29 protein-coding genes are annotated in these 25350 nt (G+C 64.5%); 5 read left to right on the top strand and 24 right to left on the bottom strand.

Annotation, left to right across the window (positions count from 1 at the left end; genetic code table 11):
- Positions 1-22 precede the first annotated feature (22 nt).
- Positions 23-301 (top strand): SDR family oxidoreductase, encoded by a 279-nt coding sequence (locus tag TOLA_RS17090; RefSeq protein WP_083757768.1) that lies wholly within the window; start codon positions 23-25, stop codon positions 299-301.
- On the opposite strand, the gene mobH is transcribed toward TOLA_RS17090, so the two are convergent.
- Positions 296-2152 (bottom strand): MobH family relaxase, encoded by a 1857-nt coding sequence (gene mobH / locus TOLA_RS12490; protein ID WP_015879505.1) that lies wholly within the window; start codon positions 2150-2152, stop codon positions 296-298. The genes TOLA_RS17090 and mobH overlap by 6 nt on opposite strands.
- A gap of 306 nt (positions 2153-2458) precedes the next feature.
- Here mobH and TOLA_RS12485 point away from each other — a divergent pair, with 306 nt between their 5' ends.
- From TOLA_RS12485 to TOLA_RS12475, 3 genes are read left to right on the top strand one after another with little or no spacing between them, the layout of a single operon-like run.
- Positions 2459-2776, top strand: coding sequence for a type II toxin-antitoxin system PrlF family antitoxin (locus TOLA_RS12485; protein ID WP_015879504.1), 318 nt, complete (start codon positions 2459-2461; stop codon positions 2774-2776).
- Entirely contained in the window at positions 2776-3234 is a 459-nt protein-coding gene (locus TOLA_RS12480) for a type II toxin-antitoxin system YhaV family toxin (protein ID WP_015879503.1), read from the top strand. Before TOLA_RS12485 ends, TOLA_RS12480 begins: the two co-directional genes overlap by 1 nt.
- Positions 3235-3261: 27 nt before the next feature.
- Positions 3262-3627 (top strand): DUF3742 family protein, encoded by a 366-nt coding sequence (locus TOLA_RS12475; RefSeq protein ID WP_015879502.1) that lies wholly within the window; start codon positions 3262-3264, stop codon positions 3625-3627.
- Between the two features lie 10 nt (positions 3628-3637).
- Here the strand turns inward: TOLA_RS12475 and TOLA_RS12470 are convergent, their stop codons facing one another.
- The 16 genes from TOLA_RS12470 to TOLA_RS12395 all read right to left on the bottom strand — a co-directional run bounded on the left by TOLA_RS12470 (position 3638) and on the right by TOLA_RS12395 (position 17605).
- Positions 3638-5158 carry a conjugal transfer protein TraG N-terminal domain-containing protein gene (locus tag TOLA_RS12470; protein WP_015879501.1) on the bottom strand — a complete coding sequence of 507 codons (1521 nt, stop codon included), beginning with the start codon at positions 5156-5158 and terminating at the stop codon, positions 3638-3640.
- A gap of 13 nt (positions 5159-5171) precedes the next feature.
- Positions 5172-5522 (bottom strand): hypothetical protein, encoded by a 351-nt coding sequence (locus TOLA_RS12465; RefSeq protein ID WP_015879500.1) that lies wholly within the window; start codon positions 5520-5522, stop codon positions 5172-5174.
- Positions 5519-6916, bottom strand: a complete 1398-nt coding sequence (locus TOLA_RS12460; RefSeq protein WP_015879499.1) for an integrating conjugative element protein — start codon at positions 6914-6916, stop codon at positions 5519-5521. The genes TOLA_RS12465 and TOLA_RS12460 overlap by 4 nt, the downstream gene beginning before the upstream one ends.
- 10 nt (positions 6917-6926) lie before the next feature.
- Entirely contained in the window at positions 6927-7859 is a 933-nt protein-coding gene (locus TOLA_RS12455; protein WP_003296502.1) for a TIGR03756 family integrating conjugative element protein, read from the bottom strand.
- Positions 7856-8356 carry a TIGR03757 family integrating conjugative element protein gene (locus tag TOLA_RS12450; protein WP_015879498.1) on the bottom strand — a complete coding sequence of 167 codons (501 nt, stop codon included), beginning with the start codon at positions 8354-8356 and terminating at the stop codon, positions 7856-7858. Before TOLA_RS12450 ends, TOLA_RS12455 begins: the two co-directional genes overlap by 4 nt.
- A 135-nt stretch (positions 8357-8491) precedes the next feature.
- Entirely contained in the window at positions 8492-8998 is a 507-nt protein-coding gene (gene radC, locus TOLA_RS12445; protein ID WP_015879497.1) for a RadC family protein, read from the bottom strand.
- A 171-nt stretch (positions 8999-9169) separates the two neighbouring features.
- Entirely contained in the window at positions 9170-9928 is a 759-nt protein-coding gene (locus TOLA_RS12440; RefSeq protein ID WP_015879496.1) for a DsbA family protein, read from the bottom strand.
- Positions 9929-9943: 15 nt separating this feature from the next.
- Positions 9944-12820, bottom strand: coding sequence for a conjugative transfer ATPase (locus tag TOLA_RS12435; protein WP_015879495.1), 2877 nt, complete (start codon positions 12818-12820; stop codon positions 9944-9946).
- Positions 12820-13254 (bottom strand): TIGR03751 family conjugal transfer lipoprotein, encoded by a 435-nt coding sequence (locus TOLA_RS12430; RefSeq protein WP_015879494.1) that lies wholly within the window; start codon positions 13252-13254, stop codon positions 12820-12822. The genes TOLA_RS12435 and TOLA_RS12430 overlap by 1 nt, the downstream gene beginning before the upstream one ends.
- Positions 13235-14644 carry a TIGR03752 family integrating conjugative element protein gene (locus TOLA_RS12425; RefSeq protein ID WP_015879493.1) on the bottom strand — a complete coding sequence of 470 codons (1410 nt, stop codon included), beginning with the start codon at positions 14642-14644 and terminating at the stop codon, positions 13235-13237. Before TOLA_RS12425 ends, TOLA_RS12430 begins: the two co-directional genes overlap by 20 nt.
- Positions 14634-15536 (bottom strand): TIGR03749 family integrating conjugative element protein, encoded by a 903-nt coding sequence (locus tag TOLA_RS12420; RefSeq protein ID WP_003296493.1) that lies wholly within the window; start codon positions 15534-15536, stop codon positions 14634-14636. The genes TOLA_RS12425 and TOLA_RS12420 overlap by 11 nt, the downstream gene beginning before the upstream one ends.
- Entirely contained in the window at positions 15533-16213 is a 681-nt protein-coding gene (locus tag TOLA_RS12415; protein ID WP_015879492.1) for a PFL_4703 family integrating conjugative element protein, read from the bottom strand. Before TOLA_RS12415 ends, TOLA_RS12420 begins: the two co-directional genes overlap by 4 nt.
- A complete protein-coding gene (locus TOLA_RS12410) occupies positions 16210-16608 on the bottom strand; it encodes a TIGR03750 family conjugal transfer protein (protein ID WP_015879491.1) in 399 nt (132 codons plus the stop codon). The genes TOLA_RS12415 and TOLA_RS12410 overlap by 4 nt, the downstream gene beginning before the upstream one ends.
- Positions 16609-16618: 10 nt before the next feature.
- The gene (locus TOLA_RS12405; RefSeq protein WP_015879490.1) at positions 16619-16981 is read right to left on the bottom strand and encodes a TIGR03745 family integrating conjugative element membrane protein; all 363 of its coding nucleotides are present in this window, start codon (positions 16979-16981) and stop codon (positions 16619-16621) included.
- 16 nt (positions 16982-16997) lie between these two features.
- Positions 16998-17231: a TIGR03758 family integrating conjugative element protein gene (locus tag TOLA_RS12400; protein WP_003296490.1), complete on the bottom strand. Its 234-nt coding sequence runs from the start codon at positions 17229-17231 to the stop codon at positions 16998-17000.
- A complete protein-coding gene (locus TOLA_RS12395) occupies positions 17228-17605 on the bottom strand; it encodes an integrative conjugative element protein, RAQPRD family (protein WP_015879489.1) in 378 nt (125 codons plus the stop codon). The genes TOLA_RS12400 and TOLA_RS12395 overlap by 4 nt, the downstream gene beginning before the upstream one ends.
- Before the next feature lie 163 nt (positions 17606-17768).
- On the opposite strand from TOLA_RS12395, the gene TOLA_RS12390 reads away from it, so the two are divergent.
- Positions 17769-19139 carry a HEPN domain-containing protein gene (locus tag TOLA_RS12390; RefSeq protein WP_015879488.1) on the top strand — a complete coding sequence of 457 codons (1371 nt, stop codon included), beginning with the start codon at positions 17769-17771 and terminating at the stop codon, positions 19137-19139.
- Here the strand turns inward: TOLA_RS12390 and TOLA_RS12385 are convergent, their stop codons facing one another.
- Genes TOLA_RS12385 through pilL2 form a run of 7 tightly spaced genes read right to left on the bottom strand, consistent with a single transcriptional unit; the run spans position 19140 to position 25154 of the window.
- On the bottom strand, positions 19140-19889 hold the full coding sequence (locus tag TOLA_RS12385; RefSeq protein ID WP_015879487.1) for a TIGR03747 family integrating conjugative element membrane protein: 750 nt from the start codon (positions 19887-19889) through the stop codon (positions 19140-19142). It lies immediately after the preceding gene.
- Positions 19886-22075, bottom strand: coding sequence for a type IV conjugative transfer system coupling protein TraD (gene traD / locus TOLA_RS12380; protein WP_015879486.1), 2190 nt, complete (start codon positions 22073-22075; stop codon positions 19886-19888). Before traD ends, TOLA_RS12385 begins: the two co-directional genes overlap by 4 nt.
- A 4-nt stretch (positions 22076-22079) precedes the next feature.
- The gene (locus TOLA_RS12375; RefSeq protein WP_015879485.1) at positions 22080-22625 is read right to left on the bottom strand and encodes an integrating conjugative element protein; all 546 of its coding nucleotides are present in this window, start codon (positions 22623-22625) and stop codon (positions 22080-22082) included.
- The gene (locus tag TOLA_RS12370; RefSeq protein WP_015879484.1) at positions 22622-23212 is read right to left on the bottom strand and encodes a transglycosylase SLT domain-containing protein; all 591 of its coding nucleotides are present in this window, start codon (positions 23210-23212) and stop codon (positions 22622-22624) included. Before TOLA_RS12370 ends, TOLA_RS12375 begins: the two co-directional genes overlap by 4 nt.
- Positions 23194-23922, bottom strand: a complete 729-nt coding sequence (locus TOLA_RS12365) for a TIGR03759 family integrating conjugative element protein (RefSeq protein ID WP_015879483.1) — start codon at positions 23920-23922, stop codon at positions 23194-23196. Before TOLA_RS12365 ends, TOLA_RS12370 begins: the two co-directional genes overlap by 19 nt.
- A gap of 12 nt (positions 23923-23934) precedes the next feature.
- Positions 23935-24594 carry a hypothetical protein gene (locus TOLA_RS12360; protein WP_015879482.1) on the bottom strand — a complete coding sequence of 220 codons (660 nt, stop codon included), beginning with the start codon at positions 24592-24594 and terminating at the stop codon, positions 23935-23937.
- Positions 24591-25154, bottom strand: coding sequence for a PFGI-1 class ICE element type IV pilus protein PilL2 (pilL2, locus tag TOLA_RS12355; protein ID WP_015879481.1), 564 nt, complete (start codon positions 25152-25154; stop codon positions 24591-24593). The genes TOLA_RS12360 and pilL2 overlap by 4 nt, the downstream gene beginning before the upstream one ends.
- Positions 25155-25350 lie beyond the last annotated feature (196 nt).

The following is a 25350-nucleotide window of genomic DNA, read 5'->3' as shown; positions in this document are numbered from 1 at the left end:
TTGACTAGAACGTCCTGCTTGGATGTCATTCCTGAGCCATGTGTATGGCATAACAAGAGCCATGGCGGTGGATCCTGGCTGGGTCACAATGGAACTAAGCGAGACTTACCTGGACTCGCAGCCCTATCCGAGCGCTGCTCGAGAAGCCCTCAATCATCTGCACCCGCTTGGCCGAGTCGGTCAGTCGGAAGACGTCGGTGACCTTGCCGTTTACCGCGCAAGTGATCAATCAAGGTTCTTGACGGGACAGATCACCGCGCTGGACAGGGGGAGGACGGCAAAGCGTCCGCTGCCCTCATAAAGAAATGTTGGTGGTATCGTCCGATAGCGAGAGATAAGGGTTGTTCGGTGGCGTTTCCGAAAACAACAGGCCAGCATCATCCAGAAGGTACCCATGAAGGCGGCGGGATTTTCTCGGCCCAGTGACCTCGCAGGTCCAGATGTTCAGGCCGCTGGCCTGCTTGCGATGCAGTTGCAGTTTCTCGAAGCGCTTCTGTATCCATTGCCAGTCCTGCACCTTGTCCTGTTTGGCGAGCGCCGCGATGGAAGGGTGCTCCTGGGCGTAACGCTGGAACAAGCCAGGACTGACGAGGTAGGCGGTATCGGCCACGGTATGCACCAGCGCCTTGGCGTCGTTGATGATGAGCCGCCGAGCCTGGATGCCTTGCTGGAGCCAGGCGATGAAATGCTCGCCGGACGGCTCCGTGCTGCCAAGGGCTTCAGGCGCCCGCTTCGGCGGACTGGCGTCGGTGTCCGTGGGTTGTACGGTGGGAGGTATCGACGGGGCGCTGTTGTCTAGGATGGGCTGCTCCCGCTCGCCATCGCTCTCCTGCGCGGGTACCGCGAGCAGGGACAGCAGATCGTCCATCGCGGCGTCGGCAGGCGTAGCTTCGGGAGGCGGCTGTCTGGCGACAGGGTGAGCGCTGTCGGCCTCAGTTCTGATGCTGCTCGGGGCATCATCCGTGCCAGTCGCCGGTTGTTCGAGAGTGTCAGCCTCGGCAGCCGCCTCCACTATCACCGTCCCGGCGAAGGGTTCAGGCCGCTCAGCCGGCTGCCAGATCAGCGCCGGCGACAGCCGCAACAGCGTAAAGCTGTGTGACCAACCGGCCTCGCTGCTGACCGTGGCACGCCAGATGGCCTTGCCATCGGGCGTCGGCTGCAGCATGCCATGTTCCTGCAGGACGTTGAAAACGGCGCTGTTGTTGGAGGGAATGCCGTCGATACCCTGGGACAACAGATGGGCGCGCAGTTTGTCAGAGACTGTCTTGCTGACCAACCACAAGGCATCCTCAGTGAGCCAGCCATCCGAAGCCTGGGGCTGGTTCAGCTTCAACTCTTCCTTCAGCAGGTAACGCAAGCCATCGATCAACTTGCGCTGCAGGGCGTGTTTGGGTGCGGCCATGGCGCGGGCGGGATCTCCTCCCAGTTCCTGGGCCACCGAGGCGCGGTCGGCCTGGATGACGAGCTCTCCCAGGATGCCTGCATGTTCGTACTGACCGGCCAGCACATAGAGCAGTGATGCCCACAGTGCGGGGTAGCCACTGAGCCAGTCGAGAACGTCGCCATCGAGCAGTTGATGGTAGAGCAATCCTGTGGCGGCACCATGCAGGCGGTACTCGCGGTCATCCCGGTAGCGAAAGCGGTATGGGCGTGTCAGTGGCCCATGCCAGGGGTGCCAAACGCCGCCATCCTCATACTCGACGTGAAGGTCGACGGCAATCTTGCCGATATCGTGGAGCAACGCCGCGTAGGCGATAGCCGCCGTCCAAGCTTCTGACTGGGCTGCCTGGTCTTCGGGGGGAGCGCCAGCCGGCAGCAGGTGGGACTGTCGCAGTTTGAGCGCGTAGGCGATGATTTCCAGCCCGTGATCGAGCATGCCGCCGTGGTAAGCATGGTGATGGCTCTCCGAAGCGGGAAACTGCTGGACCAGCTCGGCGTAGTGCTCCAGCGGTGCGCGATACAAAGTGGCGAACTGTTTGCGCGATAGCGATGTGCGCTGCCAGATGTGTTCCAGCAGCTTCTGCCGGCGCGGCGTCGCCAGCAAGGACGCGGCCGGCTCGGGCTGCAGCAGCCCTTTGGGAAGATCGGCGGCGGGTGCCGGCGACGGAGCGGCAGTGACCGAGATCCGTTTTCGCTGGAACAGGGAGAGCATGCGAGTGTCCTGGTGATGGGCCGGCCGGGGGGCCTTTTCGCCTTTTCGAGGTAGGGCCTTTCCCCTTGCACCCCATTCCCTTCCCCTTTTGGCCCCTTGGCCCTTAAGCCTTTGGGTATAGGGCGACGGGCATCGATCGTCCACCGCCAATGCGGGGTGCGGCAAAGCCGGTTTGATGCGGGAAGGCTCGCTGTTCCCGTCCTACGATGGGCCGTATATTGGATTCGGAAGGACACCATGGGCCCCTACATTGACAAGGTAAGGATAATTCCTTACTATACAGGCATCGCTATCGGGAGAGTTGCCATGTCTGTCATTCATGAAGTCGCCACGCTGACCTCCAAAGGCCAGATCACGCTGCCCAAGTCCATCCGGCAAGCCCTGGGTGTGGATACCGGCGGCAAGGTTGCGTTCGACCTGCGTGACGGCGAAGTTGTCGTGACCCGTGCCGACGCCGAGCACGAAGACCCCGCCATAGCCGCGTTCCTGAACCTGCTGGCCCGCGATATTGAAGCTGGCCGGAATGTTCGTGGGCTCCCGGAGGATCTGGCTCGCACGATGCTGGAGCATTCGGGCCACAACGTGGTCCTGGGCGACGATTTTGATGAAGACGTGGCAATCTGATGCAACAGCATGGCTGGACGCTGCTGTTCCACGACAACCTGATCGAGCAGTTGATGAAGCTGCGTGCGGCCGTGCTGCGCGCACAAGAGAACGACCCGGAGGGCTTCGGGTCCAACACCAATGTCAAGTTCTTTCGGGCCCTGGTCCAGTCGATGCAAGACGTGGTGCCGGGCGATCCAGCGCGAGACGAGTACCGCCAGGGCAACACCATGGGGCCGGCTTATCGCCACTGGCGACGGGCCAAGCTCGGCAGGCGGTACCGGCTGTTCTTCCGCTACGACTCGAAGGCGAAGGTCATCGTGTACGCCTGGGTCAACGACGAACAGACCCTGCGGTCATCGGGGAGCAAGTCAGACCCCTATGCGGTGTTCGAGAAGATGCTCGGACGCGGAAACCCGCCCGACGAATGGAACGCATTGGTAAGGGCAAGCAAGCCGGATTGGAGCAAACGGGAATAGCCATCTCACATGTAGCAGGTGACGACCATGAACACGACAACCCGTAGCAGTACCGCAGAACGCCTTGGCCGCTGGCTTGGCCGTGGATGGCGGGGCTATGTGCGTCGTGAGCGGCGGGTGGCCGCGTGGCTGGTGTCGGCTGGTGCGCCGAACGGTGTCGCGACCGCTCTGGTGTGGATCGTCAAGCTCGCTGTGCTAGGGGTGCTGCTCTACGTGGCCTTCTGGCTGACGCTGCTCCTGGTGTTCGCTACCGTGGCTGCTTGGGCCTCGGCAGCGAACACCCCGGACGAAGATGTTTGGCCCTTCACCGACATAGACGAGCTTCGCAATACGCCGGGTTATGACCCCAATCTCTACAACGACAACACCCATGTCGACTACAAGGATGACTGAGGTTCGGGAGCTACTTGAGTTTTCCACCCGTCATGGCACCTGCGCCTTTGCCACCAGCCTGTGCGCCTCCCTTGGTGCCTTCGGCCATGCCTTGAATGGTATGCCCTGCGCGAAAACCGACCCATCCCAGCGCCGCGACCCAGAACCCGGGTAACACCAGGAACATGGCTCCCATCACGAAGTTCAGCAGCATGTCGCCAAACGTGTTGTTCAGCCCAATCAGAGGGTCAAAATTCGTGTGGGGGCGGTTCCATCCCCATCCCCAACCGTAAAGCGCATCGAGGATCGTGCTGTCGATCCAGCGCGCCAGTTGCAGCCAGAAATCGGTGAAGAACAACGCAAACTGGACGACGGTAAGAGTGACGACGGTTTTCAGGTCGTAGGTGCCGATCAGCAATACCATCGGAATACAGATCACCAAAGCCATTTTCAGGAACGCCAGCACCATGGGTAAGGCTTGGCGCACGACGTCCATTGCCGGGAAATAGGCGAGTCCACCAACCGCCATCCCGACGTCACTGGCGGCGCGATTGATGATGTTGGGCAGCGTCTTATCAATCTGCCCGCCATAATCGGTATAGACGCTGCCCTGGTTAAGCTTCTGCTGGCGCGGCGAGGCGATAGTGCGGATCACCGAGTCATCAACCTCGGCACGGCTGAGGAAACCGGCCCAGCCGGCCAGACGGTTGAGCAGGCTGGGATCGACCTGCTCCAGCAGGCGGGCGCGCAGGCCGTTGCCACTGTCGCTCCACCACTGGCGGCAGGTCGGATAGCCGGCACCGCTCGGCACCTGTGCCAGGCCGGCATCGCGGTTGCTGTCGTAGGCCCAGCCGTCGCGCGGCGTCCTGGCCCGGTAGGTGTCGTAGTAGCCCGCATTGTCGAGGAAGTACCGAGACCCGATCCAGGTGACGTCGTGCATCTGCGCCTCGTCGAGATCCGGGCGGCTCATGAACAGCTTGGCGCGTGCAGGGCCATAACAGTCGTGGGTGAAGTCGGCGACTTCCTGTGCCAATACGGGGTCGTCGATGCGTGTGGCATTGACCTCCATGCGGATCTGCCGCAGGTCGGTTCCGCACGGAATGGCGGCGACCGAGGCGCCGGTGATCGCGCGCGACAGCGCGTGCATGAAGGCCCACCACACCGGCACGCGCGCGCTCTGGTTGTTGAGCGTGCTGAACGACTGCGACCAGCCAGTATCGCTGGGCTGGGGAACGCTCACCTGGCACTGCGCCGAGCGTGCCTGGTCGTACTGGATGGTGTTGAGGTCGACGTCGATGAAGGGAATACCGGCGAACATCACCACGACGATCGCCACCCAGACGCGGTTCTCGATGCGTACCGATGACAGTGCGCCTTTATTGCCTTCGTCCGCACCCTCGGCACGCGCCTTGAGCCATTCCTGGATGATGATCGCCACGAAGGGAATGGCGAACACGCCGCTGGAAACGAGAACCGCCCAGATGCCGTTATGGATGATCCAGCCCAGCAGGGTCAGGTAATACTCCAGGTAATCCGTGGTGAACAACGTCATGTCCGGCCTCCCACTACGCCGCATGCATCAGCAGGCTGGCCTCAAGCGCGACGATTCCCGCCACGCCGGCGATTTCGGTGCGCCGGAGGCGGCGCTTCGCCTCTGCGCCGGTTTCGCGCGCCAGCAGGCGCCGGCGCATCCATACCCATCCGTAGCCCGTCGCGCCGTATAGGCACAGCCGCCACAGCAGGAAGTAGCCGGAGGCCTCGGCGAGCCAGCGTTCCCAGCCGCCGACACTGCCGAGGTAGTGGATACCCGCGATGTTGGCTGCCACGGCCGCCGCAAGCAGCAGCATCGTCCACAGCAGCGTCCTCGCCACGCGCCGGTTGAACAGCCAGCGCGGGCGCAGCCAGGTCGGACTCATGGCGTACCTCCCGGGTTGGGCCGCTGCAGCTGGTCGAGGCGGTCGGGTACGGGGTCGCCCTCGTAGATGCCCCGCGAACCGGCGGCCCGGGTGCTGTGGCGCTGGATGATCGCCATCGGCGAGTTGTTGGCGAGCGTGCGGCGCAGCTCCAGTTCAGTCTTGAGGTTCGAGATCTCCCGGTCGAGCGCGCCGCTCTCCTGATCGACGGCAGCCACCGCCAACTGGTTGGCAGCGACGTTGGGCTCCTTCCTGCCGGTCAGCAGGGTGCGCTGCAGCAGCAAGGCTTTCTCCAGCACCGATGCCAAGGCGACTTCCGAGGCAAGACGTTGCGCCAGGACGTGTTGGTCCGGTTCGTCGCGCAGTGCCTCGATGACGCCCCGGGTGATCGGCAGTGACACGCTGCCGGCGTCGCGCAGGTTCTCGAAGGTGGTGTTGCGTGTGCCGTCGATCAGCTCCTGCAGCGTCTGCAGCTTGGTGTCGTACTCTTCCTGGATGAGGGGTGTCAGGCCCACACCCGGAACGGTTTCGGTTTTGGTGCAGGCGTCGCAGGTGCGCTGCTCCTGTTCGCCGAGCACGCGGGTGGCCCAGTCGATCGCTTCTTGCGGGGAGGTCCAGGTCTGGCAGGCCAGGCTGTTGCAGCTCGCCGCATCGATGGCCGAGGCGTCGGTCACGCTGCGGCCATTGACGAGGTTGTAGCCGGCCCTGGTAACGTCGCTCACCACCCTGATCGCCGGCTGACCGGCGCCGCCGGCGTTGTTGCCCCCGACCCACGGCACGCCGTCGTTGCCCCGGCGCGTCTCAGCCTGCTCAATGGCCGACACCGCATCCGTGCTCGACACGGCATCGCGCAGCGCCATGCCTTCCGCCATCTGGCTCCAGCCAAGCTGGCCGCCGGCCATGTCGGCCATGCGTTCAGCCATCGACCTGCAGGTCAACTTGGAGCGATCGAAATCCAGCCTTGCCTGGAGGACGCCATTGGTCAGCAGGTTATACAAACCTGGGTCGGCCCTCTGGATGATCAGAGCCGGAAGCGACGCAACGGCGCTGGTAGCGCTCTGGATCACGTTGCTCATGATGTTTTGAAATCCGTTGGTCAGCCCGTTGAGCTGGTTCTGGATCGTGGTGCTGATGCTCATGTCGCCGCAGATCAGGTTGCTGTTCCAGCCGGCCCCGACCCCGATCGAGCGCATGCCCGCAGCGCCGCTCATGGAAACCGCGTTACCGCCACCGATCGAGTACATGACTTCGTCGCCGATCACGCTGCCGCTGGTCTGGAAGCCGCCGCTCTGAGCCCATGCCCAGCCACTGGCCAACGCGAGCGCGCCGGCCAGTATGGCCGGCCGCCACAAGTGATCTGCAAGCATGGAATGACGGCGACGGTCAGGGCGCTTCATCGTGGTGTCCTCAGTTGAAATCCACACTGCCAAGGAAGGTCTGCCCGCGGCGCTGGCAGCAGCTGTACGGGCGCCACAGCGCCCAGGCGTAGTCGCCCCGTTGTGCCTGGGGCAGCGACCCGGCATGGGGAAACACGGTGCAGCTGTTGGAAAGGCGTGGGGTCAGTTGCTGCCACTTGCCCGTGCTGGCGTCGCTTTCGATCAACGCGCCGGCCGGCCAGTAGCCGTCGCGCGCGTTCGCCAGCAGCGGCTGGTACACATGCAGTTGGCCGCGGCGGGTCACGATGTCGCCAGCACGCTGGGCGACGACCGCCCCGGCCTTGTAGTCGTCGGTCTGGTGCAAGAACCCGCCACGCGGGTACACGGCGCCCCAAAGATTCAGTCCGCTGCGTGTGCCGATCTCGCGCATACCGGGGATCAGCGCCTCGGGGTACACCGCCTCCGGGACGTTGTAGCGCCAGGCCAGGGTGTCGAGCGTGCTGAGCAGGTACGGCATGAAGGCAGTACCGGCGCCTGCGCAGATGTAGCCGGACGCCGAAGCGAACTGGCTGAATACCTCGCCGCCCGGGTGGCCGATGACGTCGGCGTTCTTGAACTTTGCAAGATTGTTTTCGTGATCCTCGTTGGTGGTTCCGTCACCACCGGCCTGCGCCGTGGCATTGGGCTGGCTCATTGCCCGCGCCTCGACCCAGGGATTCTCCCCGGTGTTGCTGTAGCTCGATACCACCGCGTCGGGAACGTAGTGGCGTACCTTGATCGACGTGCGCACGGTGCAGCCCGTCCAGGTGCAATACAGCCAGTAGCAGATCCCGGTGACCCGGTATTCGAGGCAGTCCGGCGACAAGGTCGAGGAGATGATGGTGGCGGTGTTGAGGGCGAAGCTCGACGTGGCACTGCACAGCAGCGCGACGGCGGCCCCGAGCCGCAGGCGACGGGAAATCATGGCTGTCCCTCCCGGTAACGCTCGATGCGGACCAGCGCCTGGCCGAGGTCGCTTTCCCCATACACGACGTAGCGCTGATCGACGATCACCGCCGGAATGCTGGTGATGCCTAAGCTCCAGGCATCGGTCATGCCCTGGTAAGCCTCACGCATGCGCTGTTGCAGCGCTTGGCCACCTTCGTTCAGCCGCCGCTGGACGAGCGCCGCGGCCCGCTGCGGATCGTCCGGCAACCGGGCCGACAGTTCCGCTTCGATGGCCTGCGCCGCGTCGAGCTGGATGATGCGATCCGCCGCCTGGGCACCGGCCACCGGGTGGCGGACGTCCGCCACGATCCAGATCTCCGCTGCGGTCACGTTGCCGGCGACCAGCAGCAGTGCCGGAAGGGCCAGCGTCCGGCTGAGGTGGGCAAGAAAGGTGTGCATGGACTTCGCGTCTCGGGGTGAATGACCCTGGTAGTCGAACCCATGGTGCAGATGCCCACCACGAACAATGCGCACTGTGACAATCCCTGTTTCTTGGGGATCGGATAGCTGTCCCGTGGAGCGGAGAGGCCTTTCAGGGAAGCGAAAAAAAGCATGGACCTGGGCAGGTCCATGCGTTGGATGGGGCTTGGCAGACACGATCAGGTGCTGCTACAGCAAGCCGCTCTCGGCAAAGGAGTACGGTTCGCCCTGGCCGATGATGAAATGATCCAGCACACGGATGTCGATCAGATCCAAGGCATCCCTGAGCCGGCGGGTGATCATGCGATCGGCGGCACTGGGCTCTGAGTTCCCCGAAGGGTGCTGGTGCGCGAAGATGACGGCGGCGGCATTGGCCGCCAGCGCACGCTGGACGACTACCCGGGGATAGACTGATGTCTGGTTGATCGTGCCGCGGAACAGCGGCTCGTAGGCCAGCACCTGGTGGCGCGTGTCGAGGAACAGTGCGGCGAAGATTTCATTGGGTTCGCCGACGAGCATCAGACGCAGAAAGTCACACGCGTCGTTCGGCTTCTTCAAGGCGTTGCCGGCTCTGAAGATGCGTTGCTCCAGCAGCGCGATGGCCTGTTGAATGATCCGGTCTTCGTGCTCGTCGACGGCGACGGGATCGTGGTTCAACTCGATACAGGAGTCGTCGGGGGAAAGTACAGCAGTCATGGAAACCTCCAATGGATGAGCGGAGGTACCCCATGGAGGCAGAACCTCCAGGGGAATGACGGAAGGAAGAACACACATCCACCAGCGTGGGAACGCTGGCCGTTCGCCTCGGGATGCGTTGCGAACGAAGGTCAGCGCAGCAGCGCTGCGCCGTAGCCTTGAAGACCCCGGCTACCTGGGCATGTCGCCATCGTCGATGGCGGACAAACCTGCGGCGCGAGCCGGAGCGGCATCCGGCACGTCACCCATCAGAAGATCCATGGCGGACAGCAGCGCATCGCCTTCGACCGGCCCTTGCAGGAGTAGCGATCGCTCGGTCTGGCGGTCCTCCAGGCGCAGGCTGGGAGTGGCGGTGATGCCGCCGTGCGCGCCTTGCTCGGCCTGATCGCGCACGATGAGCTGGGGACGCTCGCTATCCAGGCAGCGCTGGAGCACCGGTGTCAGCCCTGGGTAGCGAAGCCCCCCGGGCAGCCCCTGGCCGCCGCCGCGCGTGTGCTGGTACAGCCAGCCGACGGCATCGAAGAAGGCCCCGTGCCCGCCGGTCTCGCCCGCACACTCGGCCACACGTGCCAGTTCCGAGGCGGCCGGCTCGTGTATCGCCAGCGGCAGGTGATGCCATTGCAGACTGACGTCGGCATGCTGGTCGATCCAGCTCTTCAGGCTCGGGTAGTAGGCCTTGCAGAATGGGCATTCCAGGTCTGCAAACAACGTCAGCACGAAACGGGCGTCGGCCTGGCCGTGGCGCCACGGCGGACCGCCCGGGTGGTGCTGAGTGGTCGGGGTCGGTGCGGCATCGGGACTGTCGCGCAGCACCACGGCGAGCAGCGCGAACAGCAGCACCGCAAGCAGGCCGACGGCACATAGCAACAGGTGCAGACAACGCCGACGACGTACAGCCGGTGGCGGGTTCGTTGAGCGATGGAGAGGCATGGCGTGCTCCGGCCGTCAGGAGAGCAGATCGGCGTATGGCAACGGCTCGATGCCGCGCGCGCGGTCGATGTTCTCGGATACCTTGAGCGCGGCTTCCAGCTCGTTGATGCCGAACTGTTGCATGAGCCGGTATCGTTCGGCTTTCTCTTCGGGTTCGGTCTGGGCCAGTGCGAGATACAAGCTCGGTGGTACGGCCCTGAACAGCACCTCCATGCTCTTGGAGAGAATGACGCCCTCGCTGAACTTCCCGGATTCCTTCCTGGCCGAGAGCATCAGTGCCTTCTGCGCTGGCGACAACTCGCGGAACCTGGCAATTTTTTCGACTTCGTCCGGTGGCATCGACAAGCACAACCACCACTCGATCATATTGAGCATCGGCTCCGCCGCCCTGGGCAGATCGTCGATGTTCTGCGTTGCCAACCAATACCAGGCGCCCAATTTTCTCCACATCTTGGTGATCTTCACCACGTACGGAGACAACAAGGGATTGCGCGTGATGATGTGGCCTTCATCGGTCACGTTGAGGATTGGCCGACCGAGAAACTGGTCGCGTTCCGCAATGTTGTTGACGGTATTGATCAGGGAGATGTAGGCGATCGAGAGCTGGGCGTTGTAGCCCTCCCTGGCATAGGTGGCGAGATCGACGACCGTGATGTCGGCTTCTGGCCAGGGCGTGCCGGGGCGGTCGAACATTTCGCCGTCTGAGCCTTGCGTGAAGATGTCCATAGCGTCAGCCATCTCCAACAACCGCGTGCGACGGGTTTCGGGCAGGGTCGAATCGCGGCCGCGCTCGCGTAGGGCGTCGCGCACGTCGCGCGTGAGCACATCCCGGTCTTGCGCGACGCAGTGGCGGGCGGCGTCCAGGATGCACTGGCGGATCAAGGAGCGGTCGGCCCGCGTCATGCGGGATTCCTCTTTATCTTCGCCGCCCGTGATCATCAAGCGTGCGGTGATCTCAAGCTCGCCGAGCACATCGCGCTGCTCGTCCGTATCGACGGCGGCCGGGTCGACAGGCTGTTCCTCATCCAGCGCATCGGCGTCCAGCGTCTGCACATCACTGGGGGATTCGATCAACCGGCGGGCATCGGCGAACGGCGCGAGGCTCACGCCCGAACCGGGCGCGAGCTTGACCCGGTTCACCGACAGGCCCAGCCGTGCGGCGAAATCAGCCAGCAAGCCAAAGGAATTACCGGCCTCCACGATGAACATGCGCGGGCGGTAGATCGCGGCGACCTGGTTGAGGATGTTGTTAAGCGTGGCCGACTTGCCCGAACCCGTTGGCCCAAACAAAAACAAATGGGCATTCATTTGCCGATCCAATCTGCTGAACGGGTCGAACGTCAGTACTCCGCCACCGCGATTGAACAGCGTGATGCCGGGCCTGCCCGTACCCTGGCTGCGTCCCCATGCCGGCGACAGATTGGCGGCATGCTGAGCGAACATCAGTTGCGTGTACCACTGCTTGCGGTCCGCGCCGGGGTTGTAGACGCAAGGCAGCCAGCGCAGATAGCTGTTGAGCGGCGCGACTTCGTCTTCTTCGCGGACTGGCTGCAGCCCGGCGTTGAGCATCACGTTGGCGAGCTGCAGGCCGCGCCGGTCCAGTTCGTCTTCGTCGTCGCCGGAGAGGTAGAACGCCAGCGAGCCGCGATACAGCTTGTGAGAGCTGCCGATCAGCGAACGCGCCTCCTGCACGTCCTGGAGCGCCTGCTCGGACGCCAGGGTTTCTCCGACTGACTTCTTCGCCAGTTGGTTGAGGTGCGCTTCCAGGATGTCCTGCGGCGTCGCAACCAGCGTCAGGCACATCACGGTGCCTTCGGGCAGCTGGTCGAACAGCGTGTTGATCGCGTCGCCCTTACGCGTTTCGCCGGTGAGATGGCCGGTGGCCGGCGGCATGCGCAGGCGGTCGGTGACCATGACCCGGTGCGGCAGGCTATCGAAGTACCACAACCCCAGCTCGGCGTCGGAGCGCGGCTGGCCGAAGAACAACCTCTGCGAGAAATCCTTGCCGCTGGCGAGTTCGATCTCATCAGATTCCGGTGCCTCCGGATAGGCCGCCAGCCGGTAGAAGCGTTCGCGATCCTGCGCCGTCGGCCCGAGCATGGTGGGCCGGGGATTGAACCAACGCAGCAGCCAGTCATGGATCTGCGGCGCATCCAGCCGGCGCGTCTGGATACCCGCGTTGGACAGGCCGCCAATCAGGCGGTCGCACACGACGTTCAGCGCCTGCTCGGGTGTCTGGCCGCGGCGGCCGGTCTGGCCCGCAGCGCGGCGATAGACCACCATCCGCACGCGCCGGCTCTGACCGCGCCACGGCAGGCGTGTGACAGCCGTGTCCTCGAACAGCCCGCCGGATTTGGCAACGGCGCGGAGATGGTGGGCGAACGAGGTCAGGTAGAACTCCGTGAAGCGGCTACCCTCGGCACGCGGCTGAACGTAGCCGCGCAGCGTGTCCAGGTACTGGTCAAAGTTGGCCTCGTCCTGGGCGTAGAGCTGGAGCACCCATGGATTCGCATCGAGCTCGTCGAAGCTGTCCTGCAAGGCGTTTTCCAACGCATCGCGTGCCCGTGCCAGCCAGGCGGCCTCGCGACCTTCAGTGCCCAGCGGCGTCAGCTCGAAAAAGGCGGCAACCGAGACGCCATCCTCAAGCAGCATGCACTGCGAATCCGGCAGGTACTCAACCCACGGCAGCAGCGCGACGAATGACGGTGCCGCATCGTACAGTGCCTGCTCATCGGCCACCGTGGCCGGGCGGCTGGGCGCGACCGCCTCGCCGGGTTCGGGAATGCCGGCCTCGCGCAGCGCGCGTACATGGCGCGTCCAGCCATCCTGCCGGTCATCGATCTGCGCCGCATCGTTAGGTGCCCGCCGGCGCCAGGGCAACGACCAGGCCATCAGTACGCCTCCGTGCGTTCGCCCGGCATCGCGTACTGGACGCGCTGATACAAGGGGAAAACAGTCGAATAGCCTGGCACCGGCACGGGATCGGTGCCGGCCAGATGCGGATACACATACATCACCAGGTCTGGATTCAGCAGCCTCGGGAACTGGTGATGGATTTCGTTCGCGGCCGTACGCGTGTAGCGCATCTGCTCGGCGGGCGCGGCCTGTACATCCGCATCCGTCAGCGGCCGGCGCAGGCTCTGGCGCGCGTCCAGCAGTTGGCGGCGAGCCACCTGACCGCTGCCGCCGTCGCCGGCCGCCTGGTGCCAGATGTCCTGCATCGTGCGGCCGCCATGCGGCATCAATTCTTCCTTGCTGGTGGCGCAGCCGGCCAGCGCCGCCACGGCCGCCGCCAGCAGCAGCGGTTTAATCCAGTTCGAGTGCATGAGCTTCTCCTGCGCGATGGTCGACGCGGCGGCCTTCGGGGTCGTAGTCAATCTCAAGGGGTTTTTCGAGATGAACGGCGACCTGTGCGCCGGGCTGGACATAGACCGCCGCGAAGGCTTGGCCGTAGAGCCGGTTCACCCACTGCGACATGTCCTGCACGCCGCCGGCGAGGATGCGTCCGACCGCCTCGTTGGTGCTGATGCCGACCGTGCCGATCGAGCCATCGGCACCGACATAGGACATCTGGCCGCTGTCGGAGTCGATCAGCGAAGCGACGCCCGCGCCCGCGGCGGTGATCAAGGCCTGGGTACCGAGATACTGCTGCGCATTACTGCGGCGTTCGCCACTGACACAAGGAATCCCATACGGATCGCTGATCCAGCCCAGGCCATCCTGCTGGTTGTTCTGCTGGCTGCTGCGCTCGCTGTCTTCGGGAATCGTGCGCACAGTCCCGTCATGGAACACGAACGTGATGCTACGTACCTGCCCCCTGACGCAGGACAAGGTCCAGTCGCCGCTGGCAGTGCCACTGAACACCGCGCCAGCCACATCCGGGATGTCGATGCCGTTGGCGGTCAAATTGTCCGGCCCGACGAGGACTTTGAACGGGAACGGGTCGTTGACGGTGCCATCGACCGGGACACGGCCGATCAATGCGGTCATCGCGACCGATCCCATCAGGGTGGAGTTCGTCGGTACGGTGTAGACCGCCTGGGCCGTCTTGACGCCGGCAGCCCTGGCACCGGCATCGGCAACATGCCCGACGGTGGCCTCCAGCGTTTTCTGTGCCGGTCCGAAGCTGGTCGGGAAGCTCAGGCTTGTACCCGCGCCGCCGCGTCCGTCGGTCTGCCTGGCGTCATCCGGCTCCACCCAGCGGATACCGCCTTCGCCAGCGAAACCATCGCCGTCACCTTCGCGCAAACCCAATCCGACCGGCAGATCGGCATGACCGCCGCCACCGATGTTCTCCAACCGGCGCTGCAGATCCTGCAACAGACCTTCGGTCTGCCGGCGCTCGCCGGCCAGTTGCTCCTGGTCGCGACGCAATGCGGTGCGCTCGGCTTCCAGCGCCGTGCCGATACGCTGGTCGATCGCGCTTTCGCGCTGGCGCAGGCGTTGGTTTTCCTCGCGCTGGGTGCGGTTGTCCGCCGTGGCCGTCTGCAATTCGGTGCGCAACTGCCGCACCTGCGCCACCAGGGTGGCGACCGTATCGCGGGGCGTATCGCCCTCGATGCCGAGCGCCTGCATTTCTTCGGCGGTGAGCTGCGGTTCGGCATCGACGCTGGTGGGGGGCTGGTCGCCGCCGCCGGAGAACAGGCGGATGCCAAAGAACAGCACCAGCAAGGCGACCGGAAGCACTAGCCATTTGAGCAAGCCGTTACTGCGCATCGCCGGACTCCTTGAGGTCGTGACCAGGAGCGACCTGGGGCAACAGTGCGGCCGGGTCGAAGCGGTGGATGGCCGGCAGCAGCGACTGCGGCAGGCCGCGACCGCGCGTGACCAGATACAGCACCGTGGTGTCCTCCGGCGTGCCGCGCGGACCGAGCGTCGGATGCTGGAAGGTGGCGGTGAGAAAGTCCCCTTGCAGCGCGCGCGGATCGAGATCGATCCAGCCGCCGCCGGTATGGGTCAGCCGCACGGCGGTCACCCACTGATCCTCCAGCCGCCATGCCGCCAGCGCCTCGGCGCGTACAGGCAGGGTCGGCAGCAAGGTATCGAGCGGCAGGTCGCGGCGCAGATTCACGCGCATGACGCCGGGCACGGGCTCCACGGTGCGCAGCGGGGCGTACAGGTTCTGGGCCGCATAGCGGGTCAGCACCACTGCCACCGGGGTTTCGCGCCGGGGCGGACGGGCTTGATCTGGGGATGGTGCAGCGGTGCCGGATTCCTGTGCCTGGCCGTAGCGCTGCGGCGTGGCGTTGCCCTCGACGATGCGCACTGGCTCCAACGGCGGCTCGCCGTCCTTGGCCGGCTCGGCAGCGATGTCCAGCAGGATCAGCGCGCCGCTGTCAGCATCCTGCAATTGCAGTCGCGTGGGCTCGATCGGTTCGCTGGCGCGCAGATAGACCGCGCCGCCGGCACTCTGCACGCGCAGCCGGTCGCCGACGCTGGCCGGAACGCCGACGCGTACATTGCGATCCACGAACACGATGCGTTCCTCTCCGACCTGCAGCGGCACGGCCAGAGGCAGGCGCTCCCAGCGCAGGATTTCCACGGCATGGGCCATGGGCACGAGCGCGCAGGCCAGCATGCCCAGCCAGACGAGAAGGCGGGTCTTCATGGGGAGTCTCCTTGCTGGCCCAGGCCGCCGCGAGCAGGTGGCTCCGGTTCGGGCGTAGCGATGCGCTGCGGCGCACCGTCGTAGCAGTCGAGAACCAGGCCGAAGGGGTTGCGCGCGGGATCAACGTCCGACCGCGCGACTTTGAGCGGGTAGCGCACCAGCGCGCGCTTGACCTGCTCCGGCCCGTGGTACTCGTCCGCGCTGAGATCGAGCGTCACCACCCAGTTGCGATCGGAGACCGTGCGCACGCGCGCGGTCGGGTTGTCGCCGTAGCCGCGCCCGGGGATCTCATACACGCCACGCACCCGCTGGCGCAGCTCTCCCGTAGAACGGCGGTAGTCATAGTCGGCCTGCAGAAAGGCGCGGCAGGCGGGGGTGAAGTACGGCGATAGCGCATGCAGGTTGCGCGCGTAGTCCTCTTCGCCATTCGTGGGCCAGCGGTGCAGTTGCTGCCACACATAAAAAGTGAATGAATAGACGCTCTCCGGCGGCACGTCCCACCAGGGCCGGGTGCTGCCCGAGCGCAGATCGGGCGGAACGTGAATGGTCAGGTCGCGGGGCGCGCTCCACCAGCCGCCGCCCATCACCAGCGCGATCAGCAGCAGCGCAACAGCGCCCAGGCGCAGGGTTTTGATGTGCGCTTGCAGGTGCGCGACTTCGTTCCGGAAGCGGCTCATCGCGCTACCCTCCGGTTCGACCAGCGGCCCGAACGCGTGATCAGTGCATGCCCGCCGATCCAGCCGGCCATCAACGGATAGCGGGTCGCGATGCGCCATTGCAGTTGGCGGTACAACCAGGTGTCGGGTCTGCCGCGTTTCTGACGGCGCAGGATGCCTCCGCCGATGAACACGCCGAAGGCGATACCCAGCACGATGAAGGTGGGCGCGATCGCGATGGTCGAGAACAGCCAGGACAGGGGCGCGCCGACCAGCAATCCGGCTGCGCCGGACAGGCCGCAGCAGATCCACAGCTCGTCCGCCGTCAGGCCGCGCACCACCACGGGATGCCGGTTGAGCCGGTGCGGAAGGAACATCACGGTGCCGTCCGCACGGATGTGCTGATGCTCGGACATGGGCGCGGCCTCAGAGAATCCCGGTCGCTTCGGTGAGCAGCCAGATACCGATGACCAACAGCACCGCGCCGATGGCTACCGTGAGTCCGAACTGGCCCCAGGTCTTCCTGCCCGTGTGGATTTCCGCGTAGGTGCCGTAGGCGTGGTAGCACACGCCAATGAACATCGACGCCACGACCAGCAGTGCGACCAGGAGCACGATGTCGTAGCCGTAGTTGCGAATGGTCTCCATGATCCCGCCGCCGGTGCCGCGCGACGGATTCTCCAGTTGCGGCAGGCCCTGTGCGAACGACAGCGCGGGCAGCGTGGTGAGGCTCAGTGCCAGCGCGGCGCGCCGGGCGAGACAGATGCGGGGGAAATGAGCGGTTTTCATGGTCTGACCCTTGTGGTTAGGAGAGGAGGAAAAAAGTCAGCACCAGGTACATCGCGAGAAAACGCACGACGACGCCGAGGAACTGACGCTGGTTGAGCTGGTTTTCCGCCCAGCCGACGTAGGCGGTGCGAATGGCCCAGGCCCCCCACAGCAGCAGCACCGCGAACACGAGGCCGACGATCACCGTCGCCATCGCGGCGGGTGCGATGCTGCTGTTGGCCTGGAAGGCGCTGATCTGCGCGGAGGTCATGGCTGGGCCTCCGGTGCCGAGAAAACGTCGGGGGCGGACTCGTTGCGGTAATCGCCGCTCAGTACGGCGGGGTCGCGTGGCTGGGCGCGAGACGGCGCGAGGTGGAACTGGATGCCGGCGCGCACGCGCGCGAGGTCATCGAGTAGACGTGGGTAGTCGAAGTGGTAGCGCTCGCCCGCTGTGATCGGGGTATTCGCCGCACTCTGTGCGACGAAGCGTTCCAGCGCGTCGAGCTGGCGCAGGGCCGCAGCCAGCTCCTGGCGTTGGGCTGGCGTGCCGGCATGGGCCGCCAGCGGCGGGCTCGCCGTCAGCGCCATCAGCAGCAGGGCGGCCACGCCGCGATGCGCGGCGTGGCGTGGAAACGAAAACACCATCGCGCCATTCCTCGGTTCGATCAGCAATGGCTCGATCGTGGCGAGGCAGGCGCTTCAAGACCGCAAACAATGGGTACTGCGAACTGACCGGATTGATGGATGCCAATACCGTTGGTGCCAGCTTGCGATATCCTGCGATCAGCATTAGATCAAGGGAAAATGTATGGGGTTAAAGGCCGAGCTGAAAGCTCTCGTAGATGAGTTAGATCAAATACACAAGGGGGCCACGCCATGGTCCGAAGAACCTGGAATTCCTGATTTCGTCACTGCTGAGAATGGTATGCAGCGGTTCTTCACAAGGAAGGCAAGAGAGGCACTTGGGCAATTCTCCAGCACCCTCCATCAGAATCGGCCCCAGAAGTCAGTGAAGATTGAGTCTGAGGCCTATCAAAAGGTAGTCCGTCAGACCGTTGCCGACTTGCATGCTGCGGGTGAGCTCTTAGGATTTGATGAATGCGATCAGGGCGGGCTTCTTCCAAAACTGAAGTTACTCATTGAGGAACGACTCGCAAGCATCGCCAACGAGCACACGCACTATTTTCCTGCCTGGACCCTGGGCATGGAGAGGGTTTCTCCTTTCTCCCTCGGCCCGGTGACATTCTTGAATAGATCCGACTGGATAGATTCGGTCGACTTCCCTCAGTACGGAAAGGATCACTATCTGAACCAACCAGAGGCGAACCACCGCTGGAAGGAAATTCTCAAGGATGCCTTGCAGAATCCCAATGATGGCTCCTCCATCGAAGGGCTGGCCAACGCCGTCTACAGTGCGATCGTCGGATGTCCGGCCTTGGTCAAGGTAACAGTCCGTGGCTATGAGCGTGAATTCTCACGCAAGTTGGCGAGGTTGGTTGCCAAGACAGCGCTTGACGCTATCTCTCTTGGCTTTGGGGCCCCCGAGTGCTTCTTGCAACAGGCGCTTCAAGACGAGCGTCTACCGCCTGCCGGTAGCGATCGCCTGGTCGAAACCAAAGGATTTCTGTGGTTGCCCGGAAGCTCGCTTGGGAAGCGTATTACTTCGCAACCTCCCGAGCGAGTAAGGCAAGCGTTGGATGACATGACGTCTATTATTCCGGCATTCGCGGCGATCCTTGATGGGTTGCTTGATCCATCGAGTCACCCGCATCCCAAGCTTGCCAATCGATGGGCTACTGCGCTGGATTGGTTCGGCGAAGGCAATCGTGAATCAAGTGATGCCATAGCGCTGGCGAAGCTCGGAACCTGCCTAGATGTACTGTGCTGCGGTGGCAAGAACGATGGTATCCGTGAAATGGTCATCCATTTAACTGGTACGAGTAGCGAAACTCAGGTAGTACGGGGCAACCGTCCTCGCACACTGAAGCAGTTGGTCAAGGACATCTATGACCACGGTCGATCGCAGATACTGCATGGCACACACTACGACAGGCTGGAATCATTCGCCGCAGAGCGCCAGTATGCCACCTACCTCGCACGGATCGTGTTGATTGAGTGCGCAGTGCGGTTACAGCACTATGGTGGTTCAGATGAAGACAAGGCGTTCAGAACAATATAGCTACAGGTACTTTTTGAAGCTCCCCGCAGTCAGAGATACAGCCAGTCCCAGTAAGGCGGCGCTGGGTAACAGAATCAGCAGTGGATGCACCGAGACCGGCATCGCCAAGTAGATCACCCAGGGCAGTATCGCCAGTGGCAGTAGCGAGGCTTTCGCGCGATGGTAGACGAAGCCCGATTCCCGGCCGGCGCCGAACTTGCGCACGTCGCGGCGCACCAGTCCATCGACCAGACCGACGAACACTGCCGTGAGCACCAGCGGCAGTGTCAATACCAGAACCAGCAGGCGCACCATAAAGGTCAAGGTGATGAAAGCGGCGGCAATCAGATAGCGCTCGGCCCAGACATAGACTTGGCTGATGAAGTAGCGGAAATCACGGGATTGTCCTTGGCCCGGCGCGCGGGCGCGTTCTGCGGTATCGTTCATCTTGTCGAGCAGCCCGGTCTTGACGAACACCCACTCGTAACCCGTCTCCACCAGACGGTGCGCGGTGCGCCCTGGCTCCTGCACGATGGCGCTGCGCGTGAAGTGATTCGACAGATGCCCCAGCTCGTACTGCAGCATCGATTGCGCATGGCGCCAGCCCTGGTCCTTCCAGAACAGGTGCATGCCCACGCACTCGATCAGGATCGACAGCATCAGCGAGGCGATCAGTACCCCGAACAGGCGCAGCGGCAAGGAGATCGCAGTGGCGATCAGGCCCTGCCGGCGCTGTTGCTGCCGCTGCGCAGTGGATGCCGGGTCGCTCATGGCGTGTGCTCATCCAGGCCCGTGTCGCCCGTGACGTTCGCGGGAGGGTCGCTCGCAATGGGCGCTTCGTCGAGCAAGTCGTCGGGCAAGGGGCCATCCTGCAGCATCGGCGACCCCAGGTTCTCCCACCAGTGCGCAGCCTCGGTGTAGTGCTGGCGCATGTACCCCGCGAGCTGCTGCAGATCCTCCGGCATGGCCTCATCAGGGTCGGCCGCCGGCAGCGGCATCCTGACCTTCCACAGCTGTCCGCCCTGCATCAGGGCGAAGCATTGACCCTTCGGCAACGCTACGACATGAGAGGGCTCGATCATCGGCACGCTGGACATGCTGATGCGGTCTTGCGTGTTGCTGGTGAAATCGGTTGAACCGCGGATCTCCGAACTATCGGTCGCACCGCTGACGATGGTCGTGGTGTAGACCTCCACCTTCGGCAACTGCCTGGTCAGCAGTTCGGCGGTGGCGGTTTCGCGCACCCTCAACATGAACACATTGTTGAAATTCCCGACGACCTGACCGGCTTTGGCCCTATTGCCGATGCGCGCCTCGATGTCGCTCAGGGTCTGCGTGTAAGCGGTGATCTGGAGCCCGGCGCCGCCCCCCTTGTTGATCATCGGAATGAACTCGTCGCCCATCAACTCATTGAATTCATCCGCGTGAACATTGATCGGCACCTTGGTGTTCGCGGAGGCCCACGGCAGACCATCGTCGATACCGTGTTTATAAATGTGGCCTGCGACGGAAACCAAGTCACTGAACATCGAATTGCCGACCGCCGCAGCGACTTCGGCATCAGAAAGCGCATCCAGGCCGACATAGACAATGGCGCGCTTCCGGATCACCTGCATCCAATCGAAAATAGGACGGGGATCACCGAGGTCCGAGTAGTTCGGGGCCAGCAACTGGGCGACCTTGCCGCTGGTGAGCTTTTCCAACAGAGGCAGCAGCGAGGCGACGATCTTGTCGAAATACGTCTTGTCGTACCGGACCGCCGAGCGCAGGCCGTCGAGCACCGGATCGTAGTTGCGCGCCTGGCTGAGGTACTGCTCCAGGGCCACGACACGCTTCTCGCGTCCGATCATGTTCCTGGGGATGTTCTTCTCGTTGAGCTTGGCCTCGATCTGGACGATGACTTCCCAGGCCTTCGGCTCGGTGCGGGCGAAGAAATGCGCGGCGTACTCGATGAACAGCGCATCGATGTTGATCACATGACGCTGGATCAACAGATAGTCCGGACGTTGCCCCAGCTCGATCAGCGCCCTGGCAATGACATTGACGAATCTCCAGGCAAATTCGCGAAAGGCCGCGCTGTTGCCTTCGCCAGAAAGCTGGCCGGCGATGCGCGTTGCGACCTCGCTGATGCGGCCAAACCGTCCCACGGCGTTATAGCGCGCGCTGATATCGGGCCAGCCGAGATGAAAGATATACAGCTCGTTCTCGCGGCCGGCGCGCTTGGCCTCGACGTACACCCGCTTCAGGAGATCGGCATCACCCTTGGGGTCGATGACGATGACGACTTCATGCTCGCCCGCAGCGTTTTGCCGCCGGATGTCCTGGGTCACGAACAGCTCGGCGAGCCGCGTCTTGCCCACGCGTGTCGTGCCCAGCACCAGAGAGTGTCCGACGCGTTCGCCCAGCGGCAGGCTGACGTCGACTTCCTCGGGTTCGATGCCGTGCAGGCGCGGCAGGCCGCCTACTGGCGGCAAGGGGCGCACGGGGTTGAGCGGCATGTCCCAGCTGGTGAGGCTCGACAGGCGCGAAAGTGGAAACGGCGCGAACTCCAACCGTTCCTCCAGGCGCCGCGCCAACTGGTAGGCCGGTGTCGGTTCAACGTAGCGCCTGAACTCGGGCCGGTACGTCTGCATCAGCCTGTGCGTGTGCTTCTGTTCCCAGCGAAAGCCTTTGCCGATGAATAACCGCTGCTGGCTGACCGGCACGTCGCGGCTTGTCATGACGTAGCGCGGCAACCTGCGGATGTTGCGGCGATAACGCAGAATCACCTGCGCGTCGCGCCAGCGGATCGCACCGAAGGTGGCGAACGCCAGCGCACTGCCGATACCCATGGCCGGGCTCAGCGCGAGCGACCACGGTGCCACCAGGCACAGAAACGCGGCGCCGGCGCAGACCGCCACGGTGTACAGCTCCACCGCGGGGCGCAGCAGAACTTCGACGGGCTGCGTCTGCGACATGGCGTCATTGCTCGATGCCGGTGGCCGTGACCAGCACCGGGTAATGCCGCAGGCCCAGGCGTTCGGCCAGATCGTCGGCGGACATCGGCGACAGATTCAGGCCGGGCGCGATTGCACGCAGTTGTGCCAGCGCCTGGGCCGTCTCGACATTGACCACCAGGCCCCAGGCGTTGCGTTGGCGCAGCGTGTCGGCGTGCTGACGCAACCAGGCTTGAGAGGTCGCATCGTCACCGACCAGGAAGAATGGTTGCAGTCCGGGGGCCTCGATGACACGGCGGGCAACCGTTCCCGGCGTGAGCCTGGCACTGCGCACCGGCAGCATGGCCGTCTCATCGACAGCGGCGGTTGGTGCCTCGGGAATGACGATGGAGGGGAGTGGCTGACTCGTGGCGCGCGGCTGCAGGTCGAGCGCTTCGTAGTACGGCAGCGCGGAAGCGCCGCCCCGGTCTTCCACCACGATCAGGGGCGGCGTGGCACGCACCGCGCTCATCGGCACGGTGGCGAGCATTACGACAAGAAGGCCGTGCGTGGCCCGGATGGATGAGGTCATCGGCTGTTCTCCTGGCGGGGCGCGTGTGCGGCGGTCTGTTGCGGGCCGAGCACGCGCTGGAGGTATTGTGAAACGCTGCGCCGGTAACGCGCCGCGGGCGCGCCGCCAGCCGGTCGGTGGTAACGCCCGACCGCCAGCAGCCAGTCTTCGCCGGGGGTGTGCTGCTCTTTCAGGATGTCGGCGGCGATGCGCAGGTTGTCGTAGGGGTCGAGCAGATCGCAGGGCTGGCGGTAGCGGTGCTGCTGGTAGCCGAGGTTGATCTGGCCCAAGCCCACGTCGATGCGCGTGGGGGGCACCTCGCGCAGCGCCTGGCGCACGCCCGCACAAGCCTGCGCGCGCGTGGCGTAGCGGCGCGACTGGCCGGCGACATTGAGCGACCAGGGCCACGGCACGATGCGATCGTCCCGGCGCACGCCGCTTTCCTGCAGCGCCACGGCATAGAGCACCGTCGAAGGAATGCCGGCGCGCTGGGCCGCCAACTGGTAGGCGGGCGGCGGAATTTCCTGGGCCTGGACTGGCCCGGTCGCCAGCGCGGCGGCCAGCAGCACGCGCAGCGGCCACGTCGGCATCAGGGCTGGCGCTGCCATTGGCCGTTCACCTGACGCACCACCGCGGGCAGTTCACCGGGCAAACCCAGCGCCAGCCAGCGGCCACCGTCGTGGTTGAGCGTGATCGAGCCGCTGCGCACGCGCGCCGGATCGATCTGCGCGCGCTGGGCCCACTCGCGGATGCGCGCGTCGTCCTGGCGGCTGCCGACCATGTACAGGTCGAACTCGGCGTTCGCCGTCTGCAGACGCTGCACGACCTGGGCACACGGCGCGCAGCCGTCCCGGACGAACACGGCGGTACGACCGCTGCCGGTCATCGCACTGCCGCCCGGCAGCGCATCGGGCAGATTCACCCGCTGGGCGTCGGGATGCAGGCGTTGCCAGGCTTCGTCGTAGGCTCGTTGATACGCCAGCAACTTTTCCACGCGGCGCGCTTCGACCTGCACTTGCAGTTCGGCATAGCGCCGTCGCTCCTCGTCGGAGCGGGCTTCGATGCCGAGTGCGGTCAGCGGGTCGAGGTTGGGTGAATGGATGCCCAGCGGCCCTTCCATCAGTTCGCGGTAGCGTCCCCATTCGTCGCCGCGCAGCCCCCAGTCCCGCGCCAGGCGTTCATCGCGTGCCTGATCGATCTGGCTCGGCGTGACACGGGAAGACTGTGCGGGTGTGCTCTGGGTGGCGGGCTGCTGCGCGAAGGCCGGTGCGTTCAGCGCGGCCAACAGGAACAGCATGGAAAGTGCGCGACGTTGCATGGCGCCTCCCGATCAAGGAATCGCCAGCCGGCGCGTCTGGTCACCGGCCTGGAACACGGCGGTGTTGCCGTCGATGGTCTGCAACTGCCAGCGCCCGGCATGCTCGCCGGGAAGCAGCACCTGGATCTGCCCGGCCGAGAGCGGGTCGGTGGCGGGGGCGATGGAAACGGCGCGCTGCCCGGCGCGCAGTTCCGCACCGATCAAGCGGAAGGGAAACGGCACCTGTGCCGGTGCCGTCGTCGTCGCCCTGGCGGGACGCGGCGCTGCGGGCGTGCGCGCGGCGGTCTGGCGCTGTGCCTTGAGCTGCTCGACCTCGCTGTGCAGTGTCTGCAGGGCCGCCTCGGTGGCGTAGCCGGCCAGCGACTGTTCGAGACGGGCGATGTCGGCTTCGAGGCGCTGGCGGGTGTCCTGCAAAGCTTCCTGCAAAGCTGCCGTGGTCGCCGCTTCGGGGCGGGCTTGCAGCGTCTGTACGTCGTCGGCGAATTCGGCGAGCCGGCCTTCGAGCACCTGCAGTTGGCGTAAGGCCGAATCAACTTGACTCTGACCGGCCAGGTCGCCCGCAACGCGGAAGTTGACGAGCACCAGTGCGCTGAGTCCGACCATCCAGGCCCACAGCAGCAGGTACAGCACGAAGGCCGCGCGCGAACGCGACGCATGGGCCACTGCGCTCATGGCTGGCCTCCGTCGACGATGGGAAAGGTCTGCACCGGCGCGGCCAGTGGCGTGTCGGTCTCGGGATCTGCGGAGGGCTCGCCGGCAGGAACGAAGCAGATCTGGCGCGCCCTGTCATCGACCTGTACATCCCAGGCCGGCCCGGCGAGCGTGAGCAGTGCGTCGCGCAGCGTCATCGGCCCCAGATACAGGTGCGCCGCCGGCAGCGGCAGCGAATACAGCTCGATCACCGCATGGGCGTTCTCGCAAAGCTGGTAGCCGCTGCGCTGGAGTGCGTGGCGCAGGCCGTCGCCCACCGTCGCTCTGGCATCCGCTGGCATCGCCACGTCGATGACCTGCAGCAGCAGGTCACGCTGGGCCGCGGTGGGAACAAGCTCCACGAGCGTGTAGCGGCCATAGCGCACCACCGGAATCAGTTCAGGTGACTGCGGCGCTGTGTCGGCTTCCTCGACAAGAGGATCAACGGGCGGTGCGGCGGTGGTGGCGCAGCCGCCGCTCAACACAGCGGTGATCAGCAGGCCGCTGCCGGTCAGGCGCCGTAGAAGTTGGGTTGCTGGCATGGTTCGGCTCTCGATGGCGATGAGCCGATACCTTCGCCGGGCAGACCGAATCGTTCAGCAAAGAATACGAAAGAGTCTTGGATCGCTTTGTTCGCGGGTGTAGGTTGGAAGTATGAGTCTTCGGAGGTTGAGTCAGCGCAGGCTTGTAGGGAAGGCGGTGAATAACTAACGGTGTTGCCGACGATGGGCTGATATT

The organism is Tolumonas auensis DSM 9187, assembly GCF_000023065.1.
In the GTDB taxonomy this organism is placed as follows: Bacteria; Pseudomonadota; Gammaproteobacteria; order Enterobacterales; family Aeromonadaceae; genus Tolumonas; species Tolumonas auensis.
The sequence above is the reverse complement of the archived record's forward strand: the minus strand, read 5'-3'. Positions and strand labels throughout refer to the sequence as shown.

Bases quoted from the DNA above. Each gene is read 5' to 3' on its own strand.
- TOLA_RS12470 (WP_015879501.1), bottom strand. From the start codon at position 5,158: ATGACGTTGTTCACCACGGATTACCTGGAGTATTACCTGACCCTGCTG.
- TOLA_RS12430 (WP_015879494.1), bottom strand. From the start codon at position 13,254: ATGCACTCGAACTGGATTAAACCGCTGCTGCTGGCGGCGGCCGTGGCG.
- pilL2 (WP_015879481.1), bottom strand. From the start codon at position 25,154: ATGCCAGCAACCCAACTTCTACGGCGCCTGACCGGCAGCGGCCTGCTG.
- TOLA_RS12375 (WP_015879485.1), bottom strand. From the start codon at position 22,625: ATGACCTCATCCATCCGGGCCACGCACGGCCTTCTTGTCGTAATGCTC.
- TOLA_RS12360 (WP_015879482.1), bottom strand. From the start codon at position 24,594: ATGAGCGCAGTGGCCCATGCGTCGCGTTCGCGCGCGGCCTTCGTGCTG.
- TOLA_RS12365 (WP_015879483.1), bottom strand. From the start codon at position 23,922: ATGCAACGTCGCGCACTTTCCATGCTGTTCCTGTTGGCCGCGCTGAAC.
- TOLA_RS12465 (WP_015879500.1), bottom strand. From the start codon at position 5,522: ATGAGTCCGACCTGGCTGCGCCCGCGCTGGCTGTTCAACCGGCGCGTG.
- traD (WP_015879486.1), bottom strand. From the start codon at position 22,075: ATGTCGCAGACGCAGCCCGTCGAAGTTCTGCTGCGCCCCGCGGTGGAG.
- radC (WP_015879497.1), bottom strand. From the start codon at position 8,998: ATGACTGCTGTACTTTCCCCCGACGACTCCTGTATCGAGTTGAACCAC.
- TOLA_RS12425 (WP_015879493.1), bottom strand. From the start codon at position 14,644: ATGCGCAGTAACGGCTTGCTCAAATGGCTAGTGCTTCCGGTCGCCTTG.
- TOLA_RS12400 (WP_003296490.1), bottom strand. From the start codon at position 17,231: ATGACCTCCGCGCAGATCAGCGCCTTCCAGGCCAACAGCAGCATCGCA.
- TOLA_RS12460 (WP_015879499.1), bottom strand. From the start codon at position 6,916: ATGAAGCGCCCTGACCGTCGCCGTCATTCCATGCTTGCAGATCACTTG.
- TOLA_RS12415 (WP_015879492.1), bottom strand. From the start codon at position 16,213: ATGAGCCGCTTCCGGAACGAAGTCGCGCACCTGCAAGCGCACATCAAA.
- TOLA_RS12420 (WP_003296493.1), bottom strand. From the start codon at position 15,536: ATGAAGACCCGCCTTCTCGTCTGGCTGGGCATGCTGGCCTGCGCGCTC.
- TOLA_RS12385 (WP_015879487.1), bottom strand. From the start codon at position 19,889: ATGAGCGACCCGGCATCCACTGCGCAGCGGCAGCAACAGCGCCGGCAG.
- TOLA_RS12440 (WP_015879496.1), bottom strand. From the start codon at position 9,928: ATGCCTCTCCATCGCTCAACGAACCCGCCACCGGCTGTACGTCGTCGG.
- TOLA_RS12480 (WP_015879503.1), top strand. From the start codon at position 2,776: ATGCAACAGCATGGCTGGACGCTGCTGTTCCACGACAACCTGATCGAG.
- TOLA_RS12410 (WP_015879491.1), bottom strand. From the start codon at position 16,608: ATGTCCGAGCATCAGCACATCCGTGCGGACGGCACCGTGATGTTCCTT.
- TOLA_RS12370 (WP_015879484.1), bottom strand. From the start codon at position 23,212: ATGGCAGCGCCAGCCCTGATGCCGACGTGGCCGCTGCGCGTGCTGCTG.
- TOLA_RS12405 (WP_015879490.1), bottom strand. From the start codon at position 16,981: ATGAAAACCGCTCATTTCCCCCGCATCTGTCTCGCCCGGCGCGCCGCG.
- TOLA_RS12395 (WP_015879489.1), bottom strand. From the start codon at position 17,605: ATGGTGTTTTCGTTTCCACGCCACGCCGCGCATCGCGGCGTGGCCGCC.
- TOLA_RS12435 (WP_015879495.1), bottom strand. From the start codon at position 12,820: ATGGCCTGGTCGTTGCCCTGGCGCCGGCGGGCACCTAACGATGCGGCG.
- TOLA_RS12455 (WP_003296502.1), bottom strand. From the start codon at position 7,859: ATGATTTCCCGTCGCCTGCGGCTCGGGGCCGCCGTCGCGCTGCTGTGC.
- TOLA_RS12475 (WP_015879502.1), top strand. From the start codon at position 3,262: ATGAACACGACAACCCGTAGCAGTACCGCAGAACGCCTTGGCCGCTGG.
- TOLA_RS12485 (WP_015879504.1), top strand. From the start codon at position 2,459: ATGTCTGTCATTCATGAAGTCGCCACGCTGACCTCCAAAGGCCAGATC.
- TOLA_RS12390 (WP_015879488.1), top strand. From the start codon at position 17,769: ATGGGGTTAAAGGCCGAGCTGAAAGCTCTCGTAGATGAGTTAGATCAA.
- mobH (WP_015879505.1), bottom strand. From the start codon at position 2,152: ATGCTCTCCCTGTTCCAGCGAAAACGGATCTCGGTCACTGCCGCTCCG.
- TOLA_RS17090 (WP_083757768.1), top strand. From the start codon at position 23: ATGTCATTCCTGAGCCATGTGTATGGCATAACAAGAGCCATGGCGGTG.